We start from the raw sequence: 21,340 nt of genomic DNA, 5'->3' as shown, positions 1-21,340 counted from the left end.
CACTTTTCACTTTTCACTCCTTAATGTCTCCCACACAGACACCTTCCAATACTCTCCGTCTCCTCATGCAGCAGCGGCTCATACTGCGCATTTTTATTCAATTCCCAGAAAAACTTGCTGCGTTTTTTCGGCTGATTGCCCACCTCGTTCATCGACTCAGCATCGTACAAGCGGCCATTGACCATGGTGTAGCGAATAAATTCGGTATTTTGGATGTTCTCCAGCGGATTTTTGTCCAGCACCAGCAAATCGGCCAGTTTGCCTACTTCCAGGGAGCCGATGTGCTCATCCAGGCCCAGGCTGAGCGCCGGATTGATGGTGGCGGTTTTCAACGCCTGGTGATTGCTCATGCCACCTTGCGCCATCATCCAGGTTTCCCAGTGCGCACCAAGTCCGTTAAGTTGGCCGTGTGCGCCCATGTTGACTTTTACCCCCACATCCATGAGTTTTTTCAACTGTTGGGAGATCAGAATATGGCCTTTTTCGTATTCCTCCTCGGGGATCATGGTGCGGTAGCGGCTACGCGTATCGATCACACTCCGCGGAGTGTAAGTCAGCAGGCGTTGTTTTTCCCAAACATTGCTGTGCTGGTACCAGTAATATTCCCCGGTGACCGCGCCGTAGGCCACGATCAAGGTGGGCGTGTAGGCTGTATTGGACTGTTTCCAAAGCTGGATCACGTCGTTGTGCAGTACGTGAATGGGCAGGTTGTGCTCCAGCGTGGTATGTCCGTCCAGGATCATCGACAAGTTGTGGTAAAAGAAAGAGCCACCTTCGGGCACTACTTCCATTTCCAGTTCCCGGGCTGCTTGCAGGATCATCTGGCGTTGTTCCCGGCGCGGCTGGTTGTAACTTTTTACAGAAAAAGCCCCAAACACCTTGGTCCGGCGAATGGCACTTCGCGCGTCCTCCAGGTTGTTGACCACCGCTTTAAAATTGCCTTCTGCACCGTAAAGAATGGTTCCCGTAGAAAACACCCGAGGCCCGGCAATGGCCCCCGCTTTTTGCAATTCGCTCATCGCAAAAACCCATTCGGTATTCGCCGAAGGGTCGTGTACCGTGGTGACGCCATATGCCAGGTTCACGTAATAAGGCCAGTATTTCTGGGGCGTCAAACCCGAGTTGAAATGGCCAGGGTGGGCATGGGCGTCGATCAGACCCGGCATAATCGTTTTGCCAGCACAATTGATGACTTTGGCTTCCTTCGGAATACTCACAGCTGATGCCGATCCCACTGCCTTGATGACGTTGCCTTCCACCAATACTGTCCCTTTTTCAATCACCTGCTCCCCTTTCATCGTGATGATGCGGGCATTGGTGAAGGCAATCAGGCCGGTCGGTTTGTCCATGGACACTTTTAAACCAATGTCGATGCCTTTTTCGGGCATTTTGAACGTTGAATCGGGCTTGCCTGCGATGAATTCAAAGCGGTCTTCCAGCGGTATGTTGAAGTATTGGTTGCCCAACGTATAGTTCAGTGACTTGCTGTCCGCACTCCAATGCAGGTTGATCCCCGCGTCTTTAGCCACCTGTTTGACCGGAAAATCCGCTGTACTGCTGCCCAGATTGAGGGTCGTGCCCGAATGAGGAAAGGCCGCAATGTACACCTTGTGCAAGTCCACAAAAGCAATCCATTTTTCGTCCGGTGAGAGGGTAAACTGACTGCCATAAGTACTGCGCAGGTGGATGCGTTCGTCGGAGCCATCCAGTTTGCAACTGGCCATCATGCTGCCAGCGTTGTAGTAGAGACGGTCACCTTTGAGGTTGAAACGGGGGTCTTCACCCTGGGCTTTGACAAAAGTAGCTGGGCCGCCGCTGGCCTTCATCACATAAATCCCTGGCTTGGCGGTATTGGCTGGGCCCATGGCGGAACTGGAACCGTCTTTGCGGAACACCAACATTTGGCCATCGTTGGAATAGGCTGGATTGCGGTAATTGCCAGGATCGCTGCTCAATTTAGTGAGGGCACCCCCATCCAATTGCAGGCGTTGCAGGGTGCCGGAAGTACTGTCGTTGTGGGTCACAAAAACCAGTGATTTTCCATCGGGCGAAAAAGCAGGTTCGAACTCGAAATCGCTTCCTTTAGTCAAACGTTGCGGAGTGCCGGAGGGCAGGTCTTTTTTCCACAAGTAACCCACTGCGTTGAACACCACGTATTTGCCATTCGGAGCGGTCACCGCATTCCGGATCACTTTTGCGTCAAAGTTGGCGGGATTCAGGGCTTGTTTGAAACGGACCGCATCATAAATCCTTTGATTGACCTGGCAGGTAAAGGGAATTTCAACGGACTGGTTAAAGCCATTCACATCCACTTTATTGATCTTGCCATTGGCCCAGATGATGATGGATTGGTCGTCGGGCGACCAGGCAAAGCCGGGATAAGACCCAAAGATGGTCCAGGCTTCCTGTTGATCCTTTGACAACTTGTGGTAAACCGGCCATTCGCGCCCGGTTTCCAAATTGCGGATGTACAAGACCGATTGGGTACGCACCCGCCGCACGTAGGCCAGCAATTTGCCATCGCGGGAGATTTGTGGGCGTACTGCCCCACCGGCACCACCGGTAACAGTTTCCATTTTTCCAGTTTCCCGATCGAATTGTTTGATTGCAAAAATCTGGTTGTTGGGGTCTTTGTTGTATTGGAAAAAACCACCCGGGTAAATGTCTTCACTGTAATAAACGTAGCGGCCATCGGGTGAGGCGCTGGGCTCGTTGAGGTCTTGCTGGTCGTTTTTGCGGGGGGTGAGTTGGATGCCTTTGCCGCCACTCAGGTGGTACATCCACAACTCCCCAGCACCCAGGGAGCGCGAAGAGGTGAAGTGCTTGCGGGTAATAATGTATTCGCCATCGGGAGTCCACACGCTGTTGTTGACCAGGCGGAAGTCTTCCTTGGTGATTTGGCGGGCGTTTTTGCCGTCGCGATCCATCACCCAGGCATTATCGCCTCCACCGGCATCGGAGGTAAAGAGGATTTTTTTGCCATCGGGGCTGAAACGGGGCTGCACTTCAAAGGCATGGCCAGCCCGCAGTACCTTGGCTTCCCCACCCTGGATGGGCAGAATGTAGATGTCGCCCAAAAGGTCGAAAGCAATTTCTTTGCCATCGGGCGAAACGTCGAGGTTCATCCAGGTGCCTTCGTTGGTGCTGAAGGACACGTTTTTGTAGGTGCCGGGCGGATTGTTGACGTCCCATTTTTTAGTATCCTGCGCAAAGGCAGTCGAAAATGTGAGAGCAAGTAGGATAATTGCCCCAAGCCTTGTAAAAATTTTCATACGGTATGGCTTACTTGGTTTTGAAGTGATGAGTCGTAAACTTACAAATTATGCGGTTTAACCCTAGTGGTAATTGTCGAATTTGTCTACTTTTGTAACAACACATTACACTTACAAGCATTTCTAATTTCACCAATGCAATACCAAAAAATCACCTCCGAAGCAACCACCATCGAATTCCACAACAACTGGTTGGGCGAAGAAACCGTGATCGTTAAAGGGCAGGTTGTGTCCAAAAAATCTTCGATTTTGGGCACCGATCATCCATTCACCGTCCTGGAAAAGGGCAAAAAGGTAAAGTTTGTTCTGACAACCAAATTAAATGCCAACGGAGAGGTGTTGCTCGATTTGCGACGGAATGACAAGCTGGTGGTCAGTGACCTACGCGTTGCGTATGGTTTTTTACCCAAAAACACCAACAAGGCCAAACAAGAAGGGATTCAAAAGCTCAAGGCCTATCAGTTGAACGAGGCTTTGGAAGATTTCAAAAAAGCACTGAAGGAAAACGACGAAGATCCCGAGGTTTATTTCCACATGGCCTGTGCCTACTCGGTGTTGGAAAAGCCTTTGGAAGGATTTGAGAGTTTGAAAAAGGCAGTGGCTAACAATTTGCAGAACACCGAAATGATCCTCAATCACGATATGTTGGCGTTTTTGCGCCTGCACGATGCCTTCGAGGGATTTTTTGAAAGTGGGTTTAAGAAGTATGATAAGGCGTTGTTGAAGGGGTAACAATAAAGCTTGATTTGGCCGAAAAATAACAAGACTTGTGAAATTACGGTTGATTTTGCAGTCTGGGGTAGAAGTAGAGCTTTAAGATTGGTTCATTATCAACTCCCATTTCGAGTATTTATCATACCAATCAATCAAAACGTCATATAATTCTTTGCTATTGAGCTCCATAATAAATTCATCATGGTACTCAACGCTAGAAACATTTTCGTCAAATGATACTAAAGAGGTATGATATCCAAATGAAGACGAAGTATACTTCTTTTTAAAAATGTTTTCAAAATCTTCCAAAATCGATTTAAGTTGATTCAAACTTAAATTACAAATTTCAGCTGCTAGTACATATAGGCGTTGATCGTCAAAGATTAAAGCTGGCTTTGTTATTTTATAATCCATATAATTGGTTTTTTATCAAAAAACAAGGGCATTAATAGATCTAGGTAAAGTCGAAAATACTGTACACTCCTACGTAAGGAGACACAACCCCATGAGATTTTCACAAGCGCAGGTAGGTGGTTAGAACCCCGAAGGGGTGACAGGATTATAGCAAGAACAAATTTAACCATGATTTTATGAGACCCCCCGAAGGGCAGGGTCGATCAGTTCTAACTTTAGGCGCTGGCGCTGGTACAAGTCTCCAGACTTGTACCATTATCAACACGTCTGACGTGTGTTTTTCCAGTATTTTCGCGTTGCTCATGCGTCTGGAGACGCGAAGATGTTGGTACAAGTCTGGAGACTTGTACCAGCTAAAACAGAACTGATCGGCCCTGCCCCGAAGGGGTGGCATTATTCCAGGAAAAATGTCACCCCTTCGGGGTTTTTCTCATAAAATCATGGTCAAATTTGTTCTTTCTATAATCATGTCACCCCTTCGGGGTTGAGCCTTATGTTCAGGCCTTAGCCCCTTGATTTAAACCCAATTGTTTGCCGATTGAACGCAAAAGTGCTCTTATCCAACTTGAATGTCTCCAGGTCATCCAAAGTCAACAAGTTATTGGGTAAACTTTGGCGCTCATCCAGGGACAGTGCGGCCAGGCGCAGGTTCTGGTTTTTAATCGCCTCATTCACGATGTTGCGCACCGTACGAGCGTTGCCAAAGTATTTGTCCCGACAATCGTAGATGAAGGTCAGGTAACTCTTCAGGTATTCCTCCGCTTCCGGCGTTGGAATCAAACCACTTTGATCCAGCATGAACATGGCAATTTCCAGGAGTTCCTGAGGCAGGTAGTCATCAAAACGCAACATCTTGTCGAAGCGGCTATTCAAGCCTGGGTTAGCCTTAAGGAAGGTTTCCATGTTGTCGGTATAGCCTGCTACAAAGACAAAGAAATGCCCCCGCATGTCTTCCATCCGTTTCAACAAGGTCTGGATGGCTTCATCACCAAAGTCGCCGTGGGCACCGCCAGTCTTTGCAGTCAGTGCGTAAGCTTCGTCAATAAAGAGTACTCCGCCCAGTGCCTCTTCGATTTTTTCGTTGGTTTTGATGGCCGTTTGACCCACATAACCTGCAACCAGCCCTTGTCGGTCGGTTTCCACCATATGACCCCGCTCCAGCATGCCCAATGACTTGTAGATTTTGGTCAAAATGCGGGCGACCGTAGTTTTACCCGTACCAGGGTTGCCAATCAAGACGGTATGCAAGAAAAAGCTGTTCAATACATCTTTGCCCGTTTCCCGGTAAAAACGCACCAAACGCACCATTTCCTGAATTTGGGCCTTGATTTTATCCATGCCAATCAGGCGATTCAGCTCGTCGATGGACTCGCGCAACAGCACTTCATCAATTGGGATATTGGGCAATGGCCGGCGATTTTTCAAATCAATTCCAGCAATGTCGGCCAATTCGAGCATTTCAAGGTTTTCGCGCGACAAGAGCCGTGGGTCTTCATTGCGCATGATCCGTAGGCCCAAGTTGATCTTGGCTTTTTCAATCAAGTCGTTCACAAAGCGGGCGTTGCCAAAGGTTCGGTCGCGTTTGCGGTAAGCATCGATGATGACTTCGTCGACTTTCTTTTCCGCTTCTTCGCCCAGTTTGACCCCTTTTTGTTTGCATACAAAACGGGCAATTTGGGAGAGTTCCTGCGGCAAGTAATCGGCAAACTCAAAATTGAATTGGAAACGCGATTTCAGGCCCGGGTTGGAATCCAGGAATTGCTTCATTTCCTTGGGGTAACCCGCTACAATAATGGCCAAATCACCCACTCCATTCGACATTTCCCGCACCAAGATTTCAATCACTTCCCGACCAAAATCCTTGGTATCGTCGCTTGAACGCGCCAATGCGTAGGCTTCGTCGATGAACAGTACACCTCCCCGGGCCTTTTCAATGGCTTCTTTGACTTTGGGAGCAGTCTGGCCGATGTATTCTCCCACCAGGTCTACCCTATCCACCTCGTGCACGTGCCCTTTGCTGAGCAGGCCCATTTTGCGGTACAAGAGGCCCATCATGCCTGCTACCGTGGTTTTCCCGGTACCAGGGTTACCAATGAAGACGGAATGGACGTTGACGTTTTCTTTTTCATCAAAACCTCTTTCCTTGCGCAATTGCAGGAACTTGATGTAATCCGCGTGGTTGCGGACTTGTTGTTTGATGTCGGTAAGGCCAATCAGGTTGTCGAACTGGGCCATAGCATCGTCAAAACTCTGCCGATCATCAGGTTGGATGCTGGGTATAATCTGTTGACCCCGGTCAGGCAACCACACGGGTGAGATGCCCTCGACAAAATCTTCGTCGATTTCGAATGGAATCACTGCAATTAGCCGATCCATAAAGACCAACTCGGCGGTATAACGATCCTTGCGCCAGGATCCTTTGACATTGGAGCCCCAGCCCGTTGTAATTTTGATGAATTCATCTTTTTTCTCCACGCGATGCAAACGTACGACTTGCCCCTTCAACTCTCGAGCATCGTTGTAGAACTTGGCAAACAACTCGCACTGCCAGGCTTTGGAAATGTGCAGGTTTTGCAAAACGACTTCGATGTAGATGTAGCGGGTTTCTTCTCCGCTAAAGGACTTGTAATAGACCCGATCCAGTTCTGGAACATCATCGTAAGGGCCTTCGTACAAACGCAAGGAGTGTACCGCGAGGTAGGGATTTTCGCCCCGCAAAAAGTCTTGGCCAGCGTCTTCGATGTAGAAATATTTGGTGCCGACCTTTTCACCTTCGATCCAGGCCTCCCAATAATAAGTGCCATTTTTCCAAAAAGAGCCCTCGGTTTTGTTGCCCCAGCCTTCGCGAATGTACACGACATTGTCGTACTTGCTCACTTTTTTGCGCAGGGGTAAATCACAAATCTCTTTCCGGCCTTTTTTTAGGGAAAAACACTTCAATTCTACGTCGATTTCCCAATCTTCAATGTCGAAGTACTTGTTGTAAAAAGAGAGTTCTGCATAGATGTAAGTAGTTTCCAAACGATCAAACACCTGCCGATACTTCTTTTTGTTATCAGCTAGCCACTCCGTTGAGGCATAAACCTTCAATTCTTTGAATTTATGCCGCTTAAATCCTGGTTTTGAAAATTCTTCCGTCATAACATCACTCTGGGTTATTTCCGCCGCAGAACGCAAACCCACATTTAGTTTTTTGTTTTCGCTCTGCTAATATGCTGCTTTTTGTACAAAGTTTTTAACTTTCTTGCATTAAAGGGGTGACAAAAAAATAAGTGTTCATTTTGTCAGAGGATTAGACAAGTAAACGTTTCATTTCAAGCGCCTTAGCTAATTCTTTGGCCTGAAAATAAATGAACACTTATTTTTGCCCCACTACAACGTCATCTAATGTCCCAGCAAGAATTTAAAGTACCCACCTTAGTCCAACATATTCAAGTAGATGGTAGGCCCTATTTTAGCCTAAGGCCACTGTTTTGGCCGGGACCGATCTCCATTCATCGTCGGTATCAGGAGGCAGTTGTGGGTTTCCGAAAGGAAGTAAGGCACCACTTATCTGCTTACCCCACCAGTCGTCATACGCTGGATCAGACCCTTTGGTTGATGTTCCAGCCCAAACCCCTCTTTCAAAAACGCAAGGTTCAATTTTCTTTTGGTAAACACCAGGTTGACGGCTTGTTTTTGGTGCTACAATTCACCGTAAACGATTTGCCCATCCTGTATTTGCCCGCTTTTAACAACACCATGCAACTATTGGCTAAAGAGGAAACACCAATTAGTGACCAGGAGTTGGAAAAAGTGATCAAAAGATTGTTGCATAAAGAACGAGAATTCCAGGGTGCAGAGTTCCAACCGGAGGAATATTATGCCAATCGCCGCGATTATTTGGTGGATGTACCCGTTAAACTCGACCTAAAGTCTGGCCCAAATCGCTTTGAAGAGGTTCAAGATACCAACCCTTTTTTCCGATTTTTTCAGGAAACCGAGTTTGATGGCGCTGAAGAAGCCGCCAAAACAGGAAACGACCTCAATGAAAGTTTCCCCCATGCCTTGCAACAAACTTTTTTTCGCGACGAGCTGGCCGCAGAAATTTATGATTTGATGTACCAACGCGACCCCATTCCTTTTGTGCTGGTAGGTGAAGAAGGGGTCGGCAGGCACAATTTAATTTCAAACGCGGTGTACCGCTACTTGTCCCAAAGATCGGAGGACGAAAAGGAGTCGCCTGTAAGTGTATGGAGCCTCGATCCCAACCGGATCATCAGCGGCATGTCCATCGTGGGGCAATGGCAAAAACGCACGGAAGCCATTATTCAATATTTGATCAAACCCAAAATAGGGCATAAATTATTGATCGACAATCCAGTGGCACTTCTGCGCATTGGAAAATCGGGGCAAAACTCCATGACCTTGAGCGATGTACTCAAGCCTTATTTGGAAAAACGTAGCTTACAAAGTATCCTCATCGCCACGCCCCAGGAATGGCAATTGATTCAGGAAAAAGACCGGTCTTTCAGCGATTTGTTTCAGGTTATCCGGGTTTATGAACCAGATCCTTCAACGGCCTTGAAGATCATTTTGGAGCAACGTAAAATCCTGGAACAGGAGAACGGGCTGCGCATTTCCATCTCGGCCATCAGCCAATTGATGTATGTACACCGCATCTTTCAGTCCAATAAGGCCTTGCCAGGGGCGGTCATCCGCCTTTTGCGGCAGATGGCGATCAAACACCGCTACGGATATGTCGATGCTCAAACTGTACGCGAGGAGTTTGGAATGGTTAGCGGGTTGAGGGAAGAAATTTTTAGTTCAGGACATTGGTTTGAAAAAAACGAAGTACTCAATAGTTTACAGCGGGAGCTGATTGGGCAACAAGAGGCTGCCTTGGCCCTGAACAACGTGATCCAGTTGTACAAAGCCAAGTTGAATAACCCACGCAGACCAATTAGTTCCCTGATGTTCATCGGTCCAACCGGGGTAGGCAAAACGCATGCGGCAAAAATCCTGACCCGCTACCTGACTGGCGGCGAAGAGGCCCTGGTGCGTTTTGACATGAACGAGTACCTGGACCCCTACGCGATTGATAGGCTCATTGGCGACGAATACAACCCAGAAGGGCAATTGACGGGCAAAATCAGGTATCGCCCCTTCAGTGTACTTTTGCTGGATGAGATTGAAAAAGCCCATCCCAAGGTCCACGACCTCTTTTTACAATTACTGGACGACGGTCGTTTGACGGATCGGCTCGGGCGAACGGTGGATTTTACCAACTGCATCATCATCATGACTTCCAATGTAGGGGCCGATGACAACCGTTTTCGCATCAATTTGGGCAATGACCCTCAACACCAGGGGCAGGCTCAGGTGTATCGGAGCGCATTGGAAAAACAGTTCCGCCCTGAATTTGTCAACCGGATTGAACAAATCGTCATATTCCGCCCCCTGGAGCGAGAGCACATTCTGGGCATCGCCCGATTGCAAATCAAGGAATTGTTGCAACGGGATGGTTTTGTACGCCGCACCACCATTTTGAACATCCAGAAAGAAGCCCTGGAATGGGTAGCCAACCGTGGATATGATCCCGAAATGGGTGGCAGGGCGCTGCGGCGGCAAATTGAGCGCGACTTGACCAGTTTGTCGGCTGATCAGTTGTTAAAAATCCGCACTCCAGGGCCCATCATTCTGGACATTCACCTGGATGAAGACCGTCTGATTCCCCGCATTTTTCCTTTGGAATTTGCCATTGCCAGTGGTGAAACCTATTTCCCTAAACCTCCTAAGCCTGAAAGTGGAGGGAGTTTTTACCGCCGCTTACTCCATTTGGTGGATGAACTGAACGAACAAGTCAGCAATCGCAACACTGGCCCGGATTATTACGACGCACGCAGCATTCAGGACGACTGGCATTATTACCATTTCATCACCCGCCTGGATGAAATGAAGGAAAACATTGCCACGATCATGATTGCGTTCAACAACAATAATTTTGTGCGCAATTTGCCAACTCCACTGCGGTTGAAACAATCCGAATTGTTCCGGGACCGCAGCAATTCGCGCAATCCCGAATCCCTGGAAGATGTCAAAGCGCGTTTGTTCCACGATGCCGCTTTAAAGGAAGTGAGCGAGACCTACCAGTTTGCCAATGGGGTTTACGACGCTATGGATACCGAATTTGTGGACCATTACCTCAATGTGGCGCTGCTGCGTTTGGCTGGTCGGGCCTTTTTGCGCGGCGAGCTGGATAAGGTGGAGATCAAAATGGAGTCTCTGGTTGCCGGGCAAGGGCAACGTGAAATTGAGTACCTCGTGGATCGTTATCAGGATTTACTCGATCACCTCAATATTGAATTTGATTATTACCCGGAAGAGCAACTCATTGTCGCCGAAGATTACGGCATTGCGCCACTCCTGCAGAGTGAAGCAGGCATTCATCTGTTTTACCTCGCACATCAGAATCCTCTTCCAATCCGGGTACACATCAAACCTGTAGCAGAAAAAACCAATACCTGGCAGGTGATTCGCTTGTACGATGGCAACCGCACCTTGACCGACTTGCGCACTCAATTCACCAACGTGATGAACATGAGCGGGCAGGAGTTTAAGTTGTTGGTGTATGCTGGGTTGCCTACGGAGTTACGCCGGGAATTGATGCGGTTCTGATGACAGCACTTCTGTCCTAAGGTGCCCCCTAAGCTGCTCTTAGGTGGTGGTTAATAAATTTGCCCTGCTCCGCAGGGCTTTTTTCTTTTTCACCACCTAAGAAACCTTAGAGCACCTTAGGGATCACCTTAGAATTGCATCCGATTATTTTCGCTTCAGAGCCAGGGTTGCAATATGGTCATAACGTGGATCAGCACTGTCCGAAAAACTGGAGCCATCTGCTTTGAAATAGGCAAAGCCCATCTTTAAGGTCAATTCGTCTTCGGCCCATTGCCCGGATTCACTGAGGTTGAGTGCAAAGTTGGGTTGCAGGCGTTTGGCCTCATCGGCTGAACCGAATTGCAATTTCAATTGGTGGAAATCATCTTCACCAACAGAGCCATGCAGTACATAATCCTCTTGCCCCAATCGACTGCTTACCGTAGCGATTCCGTCAAATAAGCGGGTGTCTTTGCGAGAGCCCAGGCCACCACGGGTACGGCGACGGTAGGCCCGACCAGCCTTTTTACGGCGTTCCTGATCGGATAAAGGTTCAAAAATTTCCAGTTTGATGGATTTGCTGATCCCATCGGGGTCCGTGAAAGTGCCTTGCCACTCTCCTACCAACAATTTGGCGTTTTTGTCCTTGCTATAGGCCCAGGGGCGGGTTTGGTAGTCGCGCCAGTAGCTGTACTGGTATTGGCATTCGTACACGCCCCAGCTGAGCAAGACCATTCCAAGGAAAAACAGAAGGCAGCGACCACGATTGTTTTGGGTACTCATATAAGTAAATTTTGGAGCAATATGACTTAAAAAATGATATTAGGGCCAACTCAATAGCCCCATTTCTGGCCATTCCAAGGCAGGTGGTAAAACTGTCGATCGCCACCCAATACAATCACATCCAATCGATTGGGACCCCAGGAGCTTGCGGACAAACCTCCCAACATCAATCCACCCAGGTTCAGGATATTGATTGCGCCCTCTGCGGTTGTTTCCCGATATCCCAGGGAGCCGTTCAATTCGGTGTAAAACAAATCTACACTGCCCTTTTGTCGACTTATCGTATACAGTGGGGTACCCGGTTTGGCTGCAATAAGTAGTTCAAACCATTTACTCCACCCAGTAGGGTAAAAGTGCAAACCCCAAATTTTTCCATCTAGTCCCGGAGCATACAAATTGATTCGATTGACATCTGAGCAAACCACCGTAAAGCGGCCTTCGGTCATTCCGCCCAGGTTTTCCCAGTTGCTCCAGCCATTGTCCCACCAAAGGTGCTCCATTCGTTTGCTGACCTGGGCAAATATGTCTAAACGACCCGGCCCCCAGGAAGTAACCCGAACAAAACCCTCATCGATGGGTAATTTACCGTTGCGCAGTTCTTCCCAGTTGCCCCAGCCGTTGTCCCACCAGGTATGTTTGAGGCCTCCCCCTTCGGTGACCGCAAAAATATCCAGGCGATTCGGCGCCCAACTCACCAATTCCACTTCTCCATCCAGGTCGCCCCCACCGCGGTGATCCCAGGCGCTCCATTTTTTCCCATCCCAATACGTATGGTACAAATGGCCTTCCAGGGTGGTGAATGCATCCATACGTCCTGGTCCCCAAGAAATAACTTTGAGCTTACCCCTTTCGTCACCATCACCATGTGGCCAGGGGATCGGTTCCCAGGCTGACCAGGTGTTGTCCTGCCAACGCCGACAAAAGATGGTTTCCCCAGCATCCCAAAAAACGGCCAGTTTATCCGGTCCATAAGCGACGCTAACCGGGAATTTCTGCCCAGGGCCACCGCCAAGGTTTCCCCATTCCGGTTTGGGCTGTGTTTTTTGTGCTTGAACGAATCCGGTATTGAAGAACAAAACACCTATGCAAAATAGCAATAGCAGACGCATGATTTATTGATTTACAGGTAGTTTAGAAATACTCAAACGGGTAAGACTGATCATTTCCCCAGCTTCGGAAAACTCTTCACGGTAGTCGAATTTGGGCAATTCGTTGAGATAAAACCGTTTACGACAAAGTCGACGGCTGGTTTTGCCTGTTTCGCAGGATTTGGTATTGTCGAGGTAGCGAAAGGTAAAATGGTCATCGTCTCCATCTCCGTAGGCATAATCGGGGTTGGCATCTTTTTCAAAAAGAGCAAAATAAATGTCAATGTAGCCACCATCTGCGGTACCGGGAGGGAAAATGAACTTTACAGTACTGCCTGGAACGATGGAATTGCCCTGGTTGTCGAGGTCAACACTTTGCTCGCCGGGTAAGTCCAGTAACATATTTTGGCCTCTTTCGGCGGGGATTTCGGCGTTGTTCCCTTGGTAAGCCATCGCCCAAACTTTACCATACATGTTCAGGTCACCACCTTCGGGGCCTCCTTTGAGCATCAGGCCACTGAGTTCCACGGCAGCTCCGGCAGCTTTTACGGCAGGCGGAGTGCAGGTTTGTTTGATGAACTCGTCGGTAGCGGTGTTGTAACTCACAATCCAGTTGTCGCGGGTAGTCGCAATGGTGTAGCGAATGGGTTGACAGGTGTGGTAATTGAGGTTCCGTTCGATGCTTTGCACCCGGTTTTTCAAATCGCTCAGGCTATATGCCGAAACCACATCACGGGATTGACCACCCACCACGAACATTTTAATGGTCATTTCCTGGTTCAATTCCCGATTCATCAGGTCCAGGTCTACGTTGGCACCGGCCACAAAAGCCTCTACTTTAACCTTGAGTTTGTTTGCAATCACCTCCAGCGATTCTTTGATTTCCACACTTGCCAGAATGCGCAAACCATAATCAGCTTTTTTCAAGTACACCAAATTGGGATCCTGGTTGAGGGCATCGTCGGTAAAAAAGCCACCTTGAGGTGCATTGGCTTCGATGGTAAACATGATTTTACTGATGTCTACCAACAAGTAGGTGCTCTTGGAGCCCCTTTGGAAGTTGAAAAGATTGTCGATGCTGTAAGTCAGGTAATGGGCACCCGCTCCAATCTGCAACTGAAAATCGGCTTCGTTGTGCACCTCTTTGATGGTGGCATTGTAAGTCAGGTTGGTTTGTTTTTCCTTGTCGCTTGAAAATTGACCGTACAAATTGGCGATAGCCTGCTGGAGGTTGTGCTTGAGGGGATTTTGAACTTCCTGGATTACTGTTCCTCCGGCAATCACATTTTTGACATCCGCGGAAAGCACCATGGGTTTTAAGGCATCCGTTTGCCGTTTCCAGGAGCCACTCAGGTAATCCATGATGTTGAATACCGAGCCGGGTACCACTTCACTTACCTGGGAGGCGATATCTGCGGTCATAAAGGAGTTGTCGTCCAGGCTGATGCGGATGAGCGAGGACTCGCAATTGACCTCAGAGGAAGGGGCAGGTTTGTTGCTGATGATCCGGGCTTTGTTGCTTTTAACTCCAGCGGTGGTGGTCATTGGTGGGGCAATTTGATAGCGCGAAGTCAGGGTAACACCATCCGCAGTCCGGCGTGTTTTTTCAAAGCTCCGGGATATTGCTGAGCCGACTTTTTCCAGTTGGTCTTTGTTCACCTTGAATCCGGATTCAGCGGGTTCCAGGGCAAAAATGGCTCCGGCTCCGATGTATTGAACAACAGCAATGCCATTGGTCGCTTGGTCATTTCCCCCATAGAGGTTCCAGTATTTTTGCGATTGTTCACAACGGATGTAAAATCCATTGTCTTTAGCGATCAGGGAAAAATGCAGGTTCGCCTGATTCACATAATCCCATTGTATGATGGCGGCATTATTGTCCTGCGATTGTCCGGCTACATTCAGGAAGCGGTTGCTGTGCATGGCTTTCAGGGTGAAGACGTTGTTGCCGATGTTTTTGAGTTCAAACTTGTGATTGGCAGCATTCACAAAGTCCCATTGGATCAGGGCCGCTCCATTACGGGTGTCAATGCCCGCCACCCCTAAGTATTTACTCGTATTGAGCACTTTCAGGTAATAGACCCCGTCGGCAATGCTTTGTCGTTGGAGGATAGCGTTGGTCGTTCTGGGTACCTGGGTTTGGATTTTAACGGGTTGGGCATCCAGAAAAGTGTTGAGAGATAAGCACAGCAAGAGGCTTATCCAAAATCGAAAGATTGGATTTCTCATGTTAGTATGAAGTTAAGTTTAGGTGTTTTAAGGTTTTACAAAAAGGGCACTTTGACCGTAAAGATTGAGGATATAGGTTCCAGCAGGTAGTTCAGCCACCGAACATTGTTGGGTGGTTTCACCAGAAGGGAGGCTCATGTTTCTGCTTTTGATTACCTGGCCACTAGTAGACAGGATGTGCAGGTTGGCATTGAGTTTTTGATCTGCGTTTAGGGCAAAATAGAGGGTTTCGCCCTGGATGGGGTTTTGTTTGATGCGGAGTTGTAGACCAGTTTTGTTTGCTGCATTTTTTAGCCCCGAAGCGATACCAAATTCATCCGCTCCAATATCCGGGCTGTTGTCCCGCAAACCTGCATCCACATCGTGGGTAATCATCGGGATTGGAATGGCTTTGCCAATACAAGGGCTGCCCGCAATCAAGCGGCCTTTGGCGTCAATCTTGGGGTCCAGTTCCAGGCTCTTTTGATCCGTTCCGTTTTGGGTTTTCCATTGAGCCAGGGTCAGGTCTTCCCAGGTAATCGCGTCATTGATAAAGACAGGTTTGCTGGCATTGCGGAAATATACATTGTTGTCGATGACGTTGGTTTTTGAGCCCGCATTGTCCCGGATGCGGAACATAGGCAGGTTTTGGGTGGAAGTTTGTACAAAAAGGTTGTTCTGGATTTTGGCGTTGATGTTACCTGGATGAGCCGATTTCGTATCACTCAGCCATACATCTCCAACATTAAAAAAGAGGGTGGCCATTTCATCTTGCCCGGTATTGACGACCGTATTGTGGTAAACCTGGGCATTTTTGGCCCCCCATAAGCCGATTCCGGCGTGCTTGGTGTTCATGATCAGGTTGTTGATCACTATGCCGTCGAGGTTTTCGTAATAGTCGGGATTGGATTGGGTATCGAACCACTCAGCGTCGGTGTAAAAACCCAGGTAAATTCCTCCTTCCCCACAGTTGGTGATGGTGTTGCCTTCGATGCGGCAATTGCGGGCGCCGCCCTTGGCGTAAATACCCGTGGTGGCGATGTCATGAATTTTACAACCCTTGACCAGCATATCGGGGGCGTTGACATTGTCGATGCCTTCGGCGTTGAAGTCCAATTGGGCACCTGGGCCTTTGCCGCTGTTGTAAATTTCGCAATTGAGGATTTTGATGCCCTTGCAAGCCGGGGTAAGTTTGATGGCATCCCGCCCGGTATCGTGGATGATGCAGTTGCGCACGGTGATGTTGCTGGTACCCCGGCGTTTGGAAAAGGGTACGGAATTGTCCCAATCCCAATTGCTTTCGAATTTAAGACCGTAGTAGTAACCACCTACAATTTCCAGGCGTTCGAGAGTGCCACCATCGATTTCAGGTTCGTTGTACCAAAGGCAGGAGCTGATGTCTTCCACATTGGTTACCGCCGTGATGATGGCCCATTCATTGGCATAAGAGCGAATGGTCAGGTTACTTTTGTTGATGCGGATTTCGTTGGAAGTGTATTTGCCTCCGCGTAGTTCAATGATGCTCCCAGGGGATGCTGCAGCAATGGCTTTGGTCAAGGATTTGAAAGGGGCAGCCAAAGTGCCAGGGTTGTTGTCATTGCCTGTTGTCGCTACATAAAAAGTTGCAGCAGAGAGGGGCAGAGGCAATGAAAAAAGCAAAAAAAGCAGAATAGGTTTCATGTTTAGGGATTAAGGTTATTGGATTGGTTTTTATTTAAAAGCCTATTGCTTTTCATATATTGTCTCCACCCAAGCCTCCTTGTAGGGATAACTCTCAACGCGTTTGGAACTGAGGTAGATGTGCGCTTTTCCGTCGGCGGCAGAGGAATTGATCGAAGTGATTTGATGTCGCATCCAACCATCCTTGTCTATAAATACCTGTCCAGCAGCTTCTTTGAGCGCAGGCGAGGTGAGTGCCAAAACGCCCTCTTCAATGTCCTTGCCATCCAATTTTTTGACTTCTAGTTTCCAGTTGCCTTTTTCGGATGAAAGCTTTCCAACCAACGCATGGCTAATGAAAGTACCATCCGCAAAGAACTCGTAGGCAACTGTGCCTTCTTTCATGGTTGCAGTTTTTTTCTTTTCACCCTTTTCGTTGATGCCGAAGGAAGCACCACTTTTTAGCTTCCAATACCCGATTAAGGAGGTGAATTCTGGTTTAACCGGAGCGATTGCATTGTCCTCTTTGCTGCACATAAAGGCAGAACTGAAAACAAAGCTACAAGCCAATACAAGCAGTAGTGCAGGAAATCGATTTTTCATATCTCATTAAGGTTTAAGTGTTAAATGATGATTCAAAACTTTAGTGGGTCACCCACAACTTTCATGTCATGCGCAGCAAAAGGATCCGTTCCGGCAGGTAAGGCTTTATTTCCACCAACTGCCCGGAAAAAATCTTCCATTTTGCCTGCAGGTGTGAAAAAGAAGAGCAATTTTCCGGTGGCTGAAAGTTGGGCAAAAGTGTGGGGCACTGATCGGGGCAAAAAAATCATGTCGCCTTTCTGCAGTTCAAATTTTTCGTCGCCACACTGAAACATATACCGACCATCGGTTACGTAAAACACTTCATCCTGATGGGGATGAACATGCAAGGGTGGGCCTCCTTTGGTCACTCCATGGTATTCAAAAATGGAGAGCTCGTTGGAAGTGTCTTTGCCAGAAACCTTGATGTCATTCGCATTTACGCCATCGATAAGGGTTCTTTCGTTGAAGCGGCTGTTGCCAGCTCTCACCACAAAACCATTTTTAGGCTGATCTACCAGCGTGTGCTGATCAGTAGCGGAAATAGATGGCCCATGGTTCTGAATGCCACAGTCCTTGCCCAATTTTTCGTACTGGGCTTTAGTGGCTTTGCCGTCCCATTTGGTCAATTGCAGAAAAAATTCCTCCATCTTGCCCGCAGGCTGTAAAAAGTAGAACATTTGCCCCCGATCCGAGGTCTGCACCCAGGTATGGGGTATGGTGCGGGGCAAAAAGATCAAGTCTCCAGTCTTCAACAAGGTTTTTTCCGCTCCAACTTGGAATACATATTCTCCTTCCACGACAAAGAACATCTCGTCCTGGAACAGGTGTGAATGGTAACTCGGTCCCACTTTTTCCACTCCTACGTAATCAAAGGTGGACAACTTGCCTTTGCTGTCTTTGGAGGACAACTTCAAATCATTGGGGTTTTTCCCCTGAAAAGGTGTAGGTTTATTGAAACGACTTGCCTTTGCTTTGATCACCAGTGCTTTTTGAGGCGAGGCATTAAACCAGGCTTCACTGGCGGTAGCAAAAGCTGGAAAAGATAGCAGACTGGTGTATAAAAAAGCGCGGCGATTCATCGTAATCCATTTAAATGCGTTAACTGATGCTTCAAATGTAGCGGGATGTTGCCCCTTGTTCAAGTTCCACTCGGTGAACTACTTTTTTTATCGGTAAACGACAGCAAAAGCGAACTCGGATGGTTACTTTTGTAAGCGTTGCTAACCTGGCATCACAAATGGGAAAACCTAAAGAGAAACATGCTCAAACACACTTGTATCATTGTTGATGACGACACTGTTGATTTACTGATGAATGTATCGATGGTACGGAAGGTGCCCTTTTTGGATTTGCTGGGTACCTTTTCTTCCAGCCTGGAGGCGGCTCAGTTTTTGCAGAAAAAACAGGTTGAAGTCCTTTTTTTGGACATCGACATGCCTGAACAATCCGGCCTGGAATTTTGGCAAAGCCTCGACCCTAAGCCGCTCTGTGTTTTTATCACCGCCCACCCTGAATATGCGCTGGACAGTTACGAAAGCTCCGCTTTTGACTTTTTGGTAAAGCCGCTCAAATCGGAACGTTTTGAGCGTTGCGTGCTGCGTTTGCAGGAACATTTTACCCTGAAGGAAAAATCGGGCTTGTTCGACCAGTTTATCGGCTCGGAAAGTTTTTTCATCAAAGAAGGCCACGAACAGCAGCGCATCAACTTTAAGGATGTATTGTACCTGGAGGCCTTGGGTGATTACACCAAAATAGTGACAACCCAGAAAAACCACTGCGTATTGTCTACCCTTGGCACTATGTTGTCGATGCCCGAGTTTGGTCATTTCACCCGCATTCACCGCAGCTATGCGATTCAGAAGTTTTTTATTGAAAAAATAAGCGCTTCGGAAATCGTGGTACGAGGCATTTCGCTTCCCATCGGCAGGAAATACAAGCAAAATCTGTCCTTGCAATGACCAAACTCCACTTGCCTATGATGCCGAAAAATCTACTGTTCTTGTGTTTGTTTTTTCTCGGGTTTATTCAAAATGTCCAGGCTCAAGGGCAATCAGTTGTGGATTCCCTGATCCAACTTCTCCCCAAAACAACCGAGGACACGGCTCGCGCACGTTTGTACAAAGCCATTGTGGATGAATCAGTTGACCAACCAGACAAAGCCCTGCATTATGCCAATTTGGGCTTGAAGCACGTAAACAAAATGGCTTGGGCAAAAGGAATTGGGGTATTGAATGGGCTGATTGGAAGAATTTATAGCGACCAAGGGGCTTACGCCAAGGCAAAGCCTTATTTGATCGCAGAATTGAAAATCCATCAAAAAAATGAGGACCAATTTAACCTTGCCAGTTGTCAAATTACCCTGGGCACCCTTTATTTGAGGCAAGGCCAATACAGTAAAGCATTGAATGAATATTTGATTGCGTTAAAAACAGCTGAAAAATCAGGGCTAACGACTTTAGTGCCCGTGATTTACAACAATATTTCAACCGTTTATTTTGACCAAAAACATTTTGACAAATCACTACAATACTCCTGGAAAGCCTTGGCATTGTATCGTGAAATTGGTGACACGCTGGGCGTCGCCACAGCCTATTCCGGCATAGCCAATCAATTTCACCTTAAAGCAGATACCCTACAAGCCATTCGTTACTACCAAAAAGCCCTGAAGGTTTTTCAATCCATTGACGCAGCAATCAAAATAGCCGAGGTTTACCAAAATCAGGCTCTGTTGGTGAAACAATTGAAAGCAAGGCTTAGGTTACAGCTCAATGCCCAGGCTATTTGGGATCAGACCTACCCCGCATATAAGTTGTCCATTACCAATTTGGGCAATATTGGCTGGTCCTTTCTGGACAGTGCAAAATTCAACAAAACCAGCAAAAAACAGGCCTTGGAACAGGCTACGCATTATCTTAATAGAGCGACTGAGCTGGCAACTGCGGCAAAAGACGAGAGCAACCAACATTTTTTATTGGGTTTAAAAGCGGAACTGGAAGCAGCCAAAGGCAACTACGCCGCGGCTTTTCAGGCCATGTATGATTATCATGCCCAGCACGACTCCATTTATTCCCAGGAGAGCAAAAACAAACTGGCCGAAGCGGAAAGCAATTTTTTTCTGGAAAAAAAAGACGCTGAAATTGCCATTCAAAAACTCACCATCAGCAATCAAAGAAAGGTACAGTGGGCTTTTGCACTAGGGAGTCTTTTGCTGGTGCTGATTGCCTTTTTGTTTTATCGGGTAAGCCAGATTCGGCGCAAATCCAATCAAAAACTCCAGGAACTCAACCAATCGCTCGATCTGGCCAATCGACAAAAAGCCCAATTGTTGGCCGTATTGAGCCACGATTTGCGGCATCCACTAAGCAACTTGATCAGTTTGTTGCACCTGCAAAAAAATGCGCCGGACTTGTTAACCCCGGAAATGGCCAGCGAGAATCAGGCCAGAATCACCAGCAATACCGAAGTGCTCCTGGAAAACCTGGAAAACATGTTGCTTTGGAGCAAAGAACAAATGAATCAAGCCAGTGTGGAACTGCAAGAAGTACCGGTGAATGATCTATTTCAACGTTTGTCGCTCAATTTTTCAACCCAGGATAAAATTCGGTGGGCATTTGATTGCCCTGTTGGTTTCACCCTTCATGCTGACCCCAATTACCTCTGGATTGTGCTCCAAAACCTGAGCTCCAATGCCAGCAAGGCGCTGAAGAACCAAAGCGACGGCAAAATCACCTGGAAAGCCTGGAGCGAGGGACGACACAAATATTTGAGCATCACCGACAATGGCCCTGGCTTTCCCCCCAACATCCTAAGTGGTTCGATGGCGCCACAAAAGGAAATGTTTCTGAGTGGATTTGGCTTACAGGTGGTGCACGATTTTGCCCAAAAGTTGGGAATCGAATTGCAGTTCGAAAATACCCTGGAAGCGGGGGCCAAAGTCACCTTGAAAATGCCTTCTTAATCTGCTTTCCACACTTAATTCTG

General features: G+C 47.8%; 13 protein-coding genes. 4 read left to right on the top strand and 9 right to left on the bottom strand.

Annotated elements, in window-relative coordinates; genetic code table 11:
* Nucleotides 1-20: 20 nt before the first annotated feature.
* Nucleotides 21-3,272: an amidohydrolase family protein gene (locus tag ACO08K_RS21130; RefSeq protein ID WP_421798456.1), complete on the bottom strand. Its 3,252-nt coding sequence runs from the start codon at nucleotides 3,270-3,272 to the stop codon at nucleotides 21-23.
* A 135-nt stretch (nucleotides 3,273-3,407) separates the two neighbouring features.
* Here ACO08K_RS21130 and ACO08K_RS21125 point away from each other — a divergent pair, with 135 nt between their 5' ends.
* Nucleotides 3,408-4,004 carry a tetratricopeptide repeat protein gene (locus tag ACO08K_RS21125; RefSeq protein WP_421798455.1) on the top strand — a complete coding sequence of 199 codons (597 nt, stop codon included), beginning with the start codon at nucleotides 3,408-3,410 and terminating at the stop codon, nucleotides 4,002-4,004.
* An 81-nt stretch (nucleotides 4,005-4,085) separates the two neighbouring features.
* Here the strand turns inward: ACO08K_RS21125 and ACO08K_RS21120 are convergent, their stop codons facing one another.
* Together ACO08K_RS21120 and ACO08K_RS21115 are read right to left on the bottom strand one after the other, a co-directional pair.
* On the bottom strand, nucleotides 4,086-4,400 hold the full coding sequence (locus ACO08K_RS21120; protein ID WP_421798454.1) for a hypothetical protein: 315 nt from the start codon (nucleotides 4,398-4,400) through the stop codon (nucleotides 4,086-4,088).
* 504 nt (nucleotides 4,401-4,904) lie between these two features.
* Nucleotides 4,905-7,541 carry an AAA family ATPase gene (locus tag ACO08K_RS21115; RefSeq protein WP_421798453.1) on the bottom strand — a complete coding sequence of 879 codons (2,637 nt, stop codon included), beginning with the start codon at nucleotides 7,539-7,541 and terminating at the stop codon, nucleotides 4,905-4,907.
* Nucleotides 7,542-7,787: 246 nt separating this feature from the next.
* Between ACO08K_RS21115 and ACO08K_RS21110 the strand changes: the two genes are divergently transcribed.
* Complete coding sequence (locus tag ACO08K_RS21110) at nucleotides 7,788-11,057, top strand: AAA family ATPase (RefSeq protein WP_421798452.1); 3,270 nt, start codon at nucleotides 7,788-7,790, stop codon at nucleotides 11,055-11,057.
* A 144-nt stretch (nucleotides 11,058-11,201) separates the two neighbouring features.
* On the opposite strand, the gene ACO08K_RS21105 is transcribed toward ACO08K_RS21110, so the two are convergent.
* From ACO08K_RS21105 to ACO08K_RS21080, 6 genes are read right to left on the bottom strand one after another with little or no spacing between them, the layout of a single operon-like run.
* Complete coding sequence (locus ACO08K_RS21105; protein ID WP_421798451.1) at nucleotides 11,202-11,819, bottom strand: hypothetical protein; 618 nt, start codon at nucleotides 11,817-11,819, stop codon at nucleotides 11,202-11,204.
* A gap of 50 nt (nucleotides 11,820-11,869) precedes the next feature.
* Entirely contained in the window at nucleotides 11,870-12,928 is a 1,059-nt protein-coding gene (locus ACO08K_RS21100; protein WP_421798450.1) for a hypothetical protein, read from the bottom strand.
* Nucleotides 12,929-12,931: 3 nt separating this feature from the next.
* On the bottom strand, nucleotides 12,932-15,136 hold the full coding sequence (locus ACO08K_RS21095) for an RICIN domain-containing protein (protein ID WP_421798449.1): 2,205 nt from the start codon (nucleotides 15,134-15,136) through the stop codon (nucleotides 12,932-12,934).
* Between the two features lie 27 nt (nucleotides 15,137-15,163).
* A complete protein-coding gene (locus ACO08K_RS21090) occupies nucleotides 15,164-16,795 on the bottom strand; it encodes a right-handed parallel beta-helix repeat-containing protein (protein ID WP_421798448.1) in 1,632 nt (543 codons plus the stop codon).
* A 42-nt stretch (nucleotides 16,796-16,837) separates the two neighbouring features.
* Complete coding sequence (locus tag ACO08K_RS21085) at nucleotides 16,838-17,377, bottom strand: hypothetical protein (RefSeq protein ID WP_421798447.1); 540 nt, start codon at nucleotides 17,375-17,377, stop codon at nucleotides 16,838-16,840.
* A 32-nt stretch (nucleotides 17,378-17,409) separates the two neighbouring features.
* Complete coding sequence (locus ACO08K_RS21080) at nucleotides 17,410-18,438, bottom strand: cupin domain-containing protein (RefSeq protein ID WP_421798446.1); 1,029 nt, start codon at nucleotides 18,436-18,438, stop codon at nucleotides 17,410-17,412.
* 180 nt (nucleotides 18,439-18,618) lie between these two features.
* Here ACO08K_RS21080 and ACO08K_RS21075 point away from each other — a divergent pair, with 180 nt between their 5' ends.
* Nucleotides 18,619-19,317, top strand: coding sequence for a LytR/AlgR family response regulator transcription factor (locus tag ACO08K_RS21075; protein ID WP_421798445.1), 699 nt, complete (start codon nucleotides 18,619-18,621; stop codon nucleotides 19,315-19,317).
* On the top strand, nucleotides 19,314-21,317 hold the full coding sequence (locus ACO08K_RS21070) for a tetratricopeptide repeat-containing sensor histidine kinase (RefSeq protein WP_421798444.1): 2,004 nt from the start codon (nucleotides 19,314-19,316) through the stop codon (nucleotides 21,315-21,317). Before ACO08K_RS21075 ends, ACO08K_RS21070 begins: the two co-directional genes overlap by 4 nt.
* Nucleotides 21,318-21,340 lie beyond the last annotated feature (23 nt).

It is taken from the genome of Haliscomenobacter sp. (assembly GCF_965225875.1).
Taxonomy (GTDB): domain Bacteria; phylum Bacteroidota; class Bacteroidia; order Chitinophagales; family Saprospiraceae; genus Haliscomenobacter.
This window is presented reverse-complemented; position numbering and strand designations above follow the sequence as displayed.

Coding starts and splice junctions, on each gene's coding strand:
- ACO08K_RS21120 (WP_421798454.1), bottom strand. CDS start 4,400: ATGGATTATAAAATAACAAAGCCAGCTTTAATCTTTGACGATCAACGC.
- ACO08K_RS21070 (WP_421798444.1), top strand. CDS start 19,314: ATGACCAAACTCCACTTGCCTATGATGCCGAAAAATCTACTGTTCTTG.
- ACO08K_RS21085 (WP_421798447.1), bottom strand. CDS start 17,377: ATGAAAAATCGATTTCCTGCACTACTGCTTGTATTGGCTTGTAGCTTT.
- ACO08K_RS21080 (WP_421798446.1), bottom strand. CDS start 18,438: ATGAATCGCCGCGCTTTTTTATACACCAGTCTGCTATCTTTTCCAGCT.
- ACO08K_RS21115 (WP_421798453.1), bottom strand. CDS start 7,541: ATGACGGAAGAATTTTCAAAACCAGGATTTAAGCGGCATAAATTCAAA.
- ACO08K_RS21125 (WP_421798455.1), top strand. CDS start 3,408: ATGCAATACCAAAAAATCACCTCCGAAGCAACCACCATCGAATTCCAC.
- ACO08K_RS21095 (WP_421798449.1), bottom strand. CDS start 15,136: ATGAGAAATCCAATCTTTCGATTTTGGATAAGCCTCTTGCTGTGCTTA.
- ACO08K_RS21110 (WP_421798452.1), top strand. CDS start 7,788: ATGTCCCAGCAAGAATTTAAAGTACCCACCTTAGTCCAACATATTCAA.
- ACO08K_RS21075 (WP_421798445.1), top strand. CDS start 18,619: ATGCTCAAACACACTTGTATCATTGTTGATGACGACACTGTTGATTTA.
- ACO08K_RS21130 (WP_421798456.1), bottom strand. CDS start 3,272: ATGAAAATTTTTACAAGGCTTGGGGCAATTATCCTACTTGCTCTCACA.
- ACO08K_RS21090 (WP_421798448.1), bottom strand. CDS start 16,795: ATGAAACCTATTCTGCTTTTTTTGCTTTTTTCATTGCCTCTGCCCCTC.
- ACO08K_RS21100 (WP_421798450.1), bottom strand. CDS start 12,928: ATGCGTCTGCTATTGCTATTTTGCATAGGTGTTTTGTTCTTCAATACC.
- ACO08K_RS21105 (WP_421798451.1), bottom strand. CDS start 11,819: ATGAGTACCCAAAACAATCGTGGTCGCTGCCTTCTGTTTTTCCTTGGA.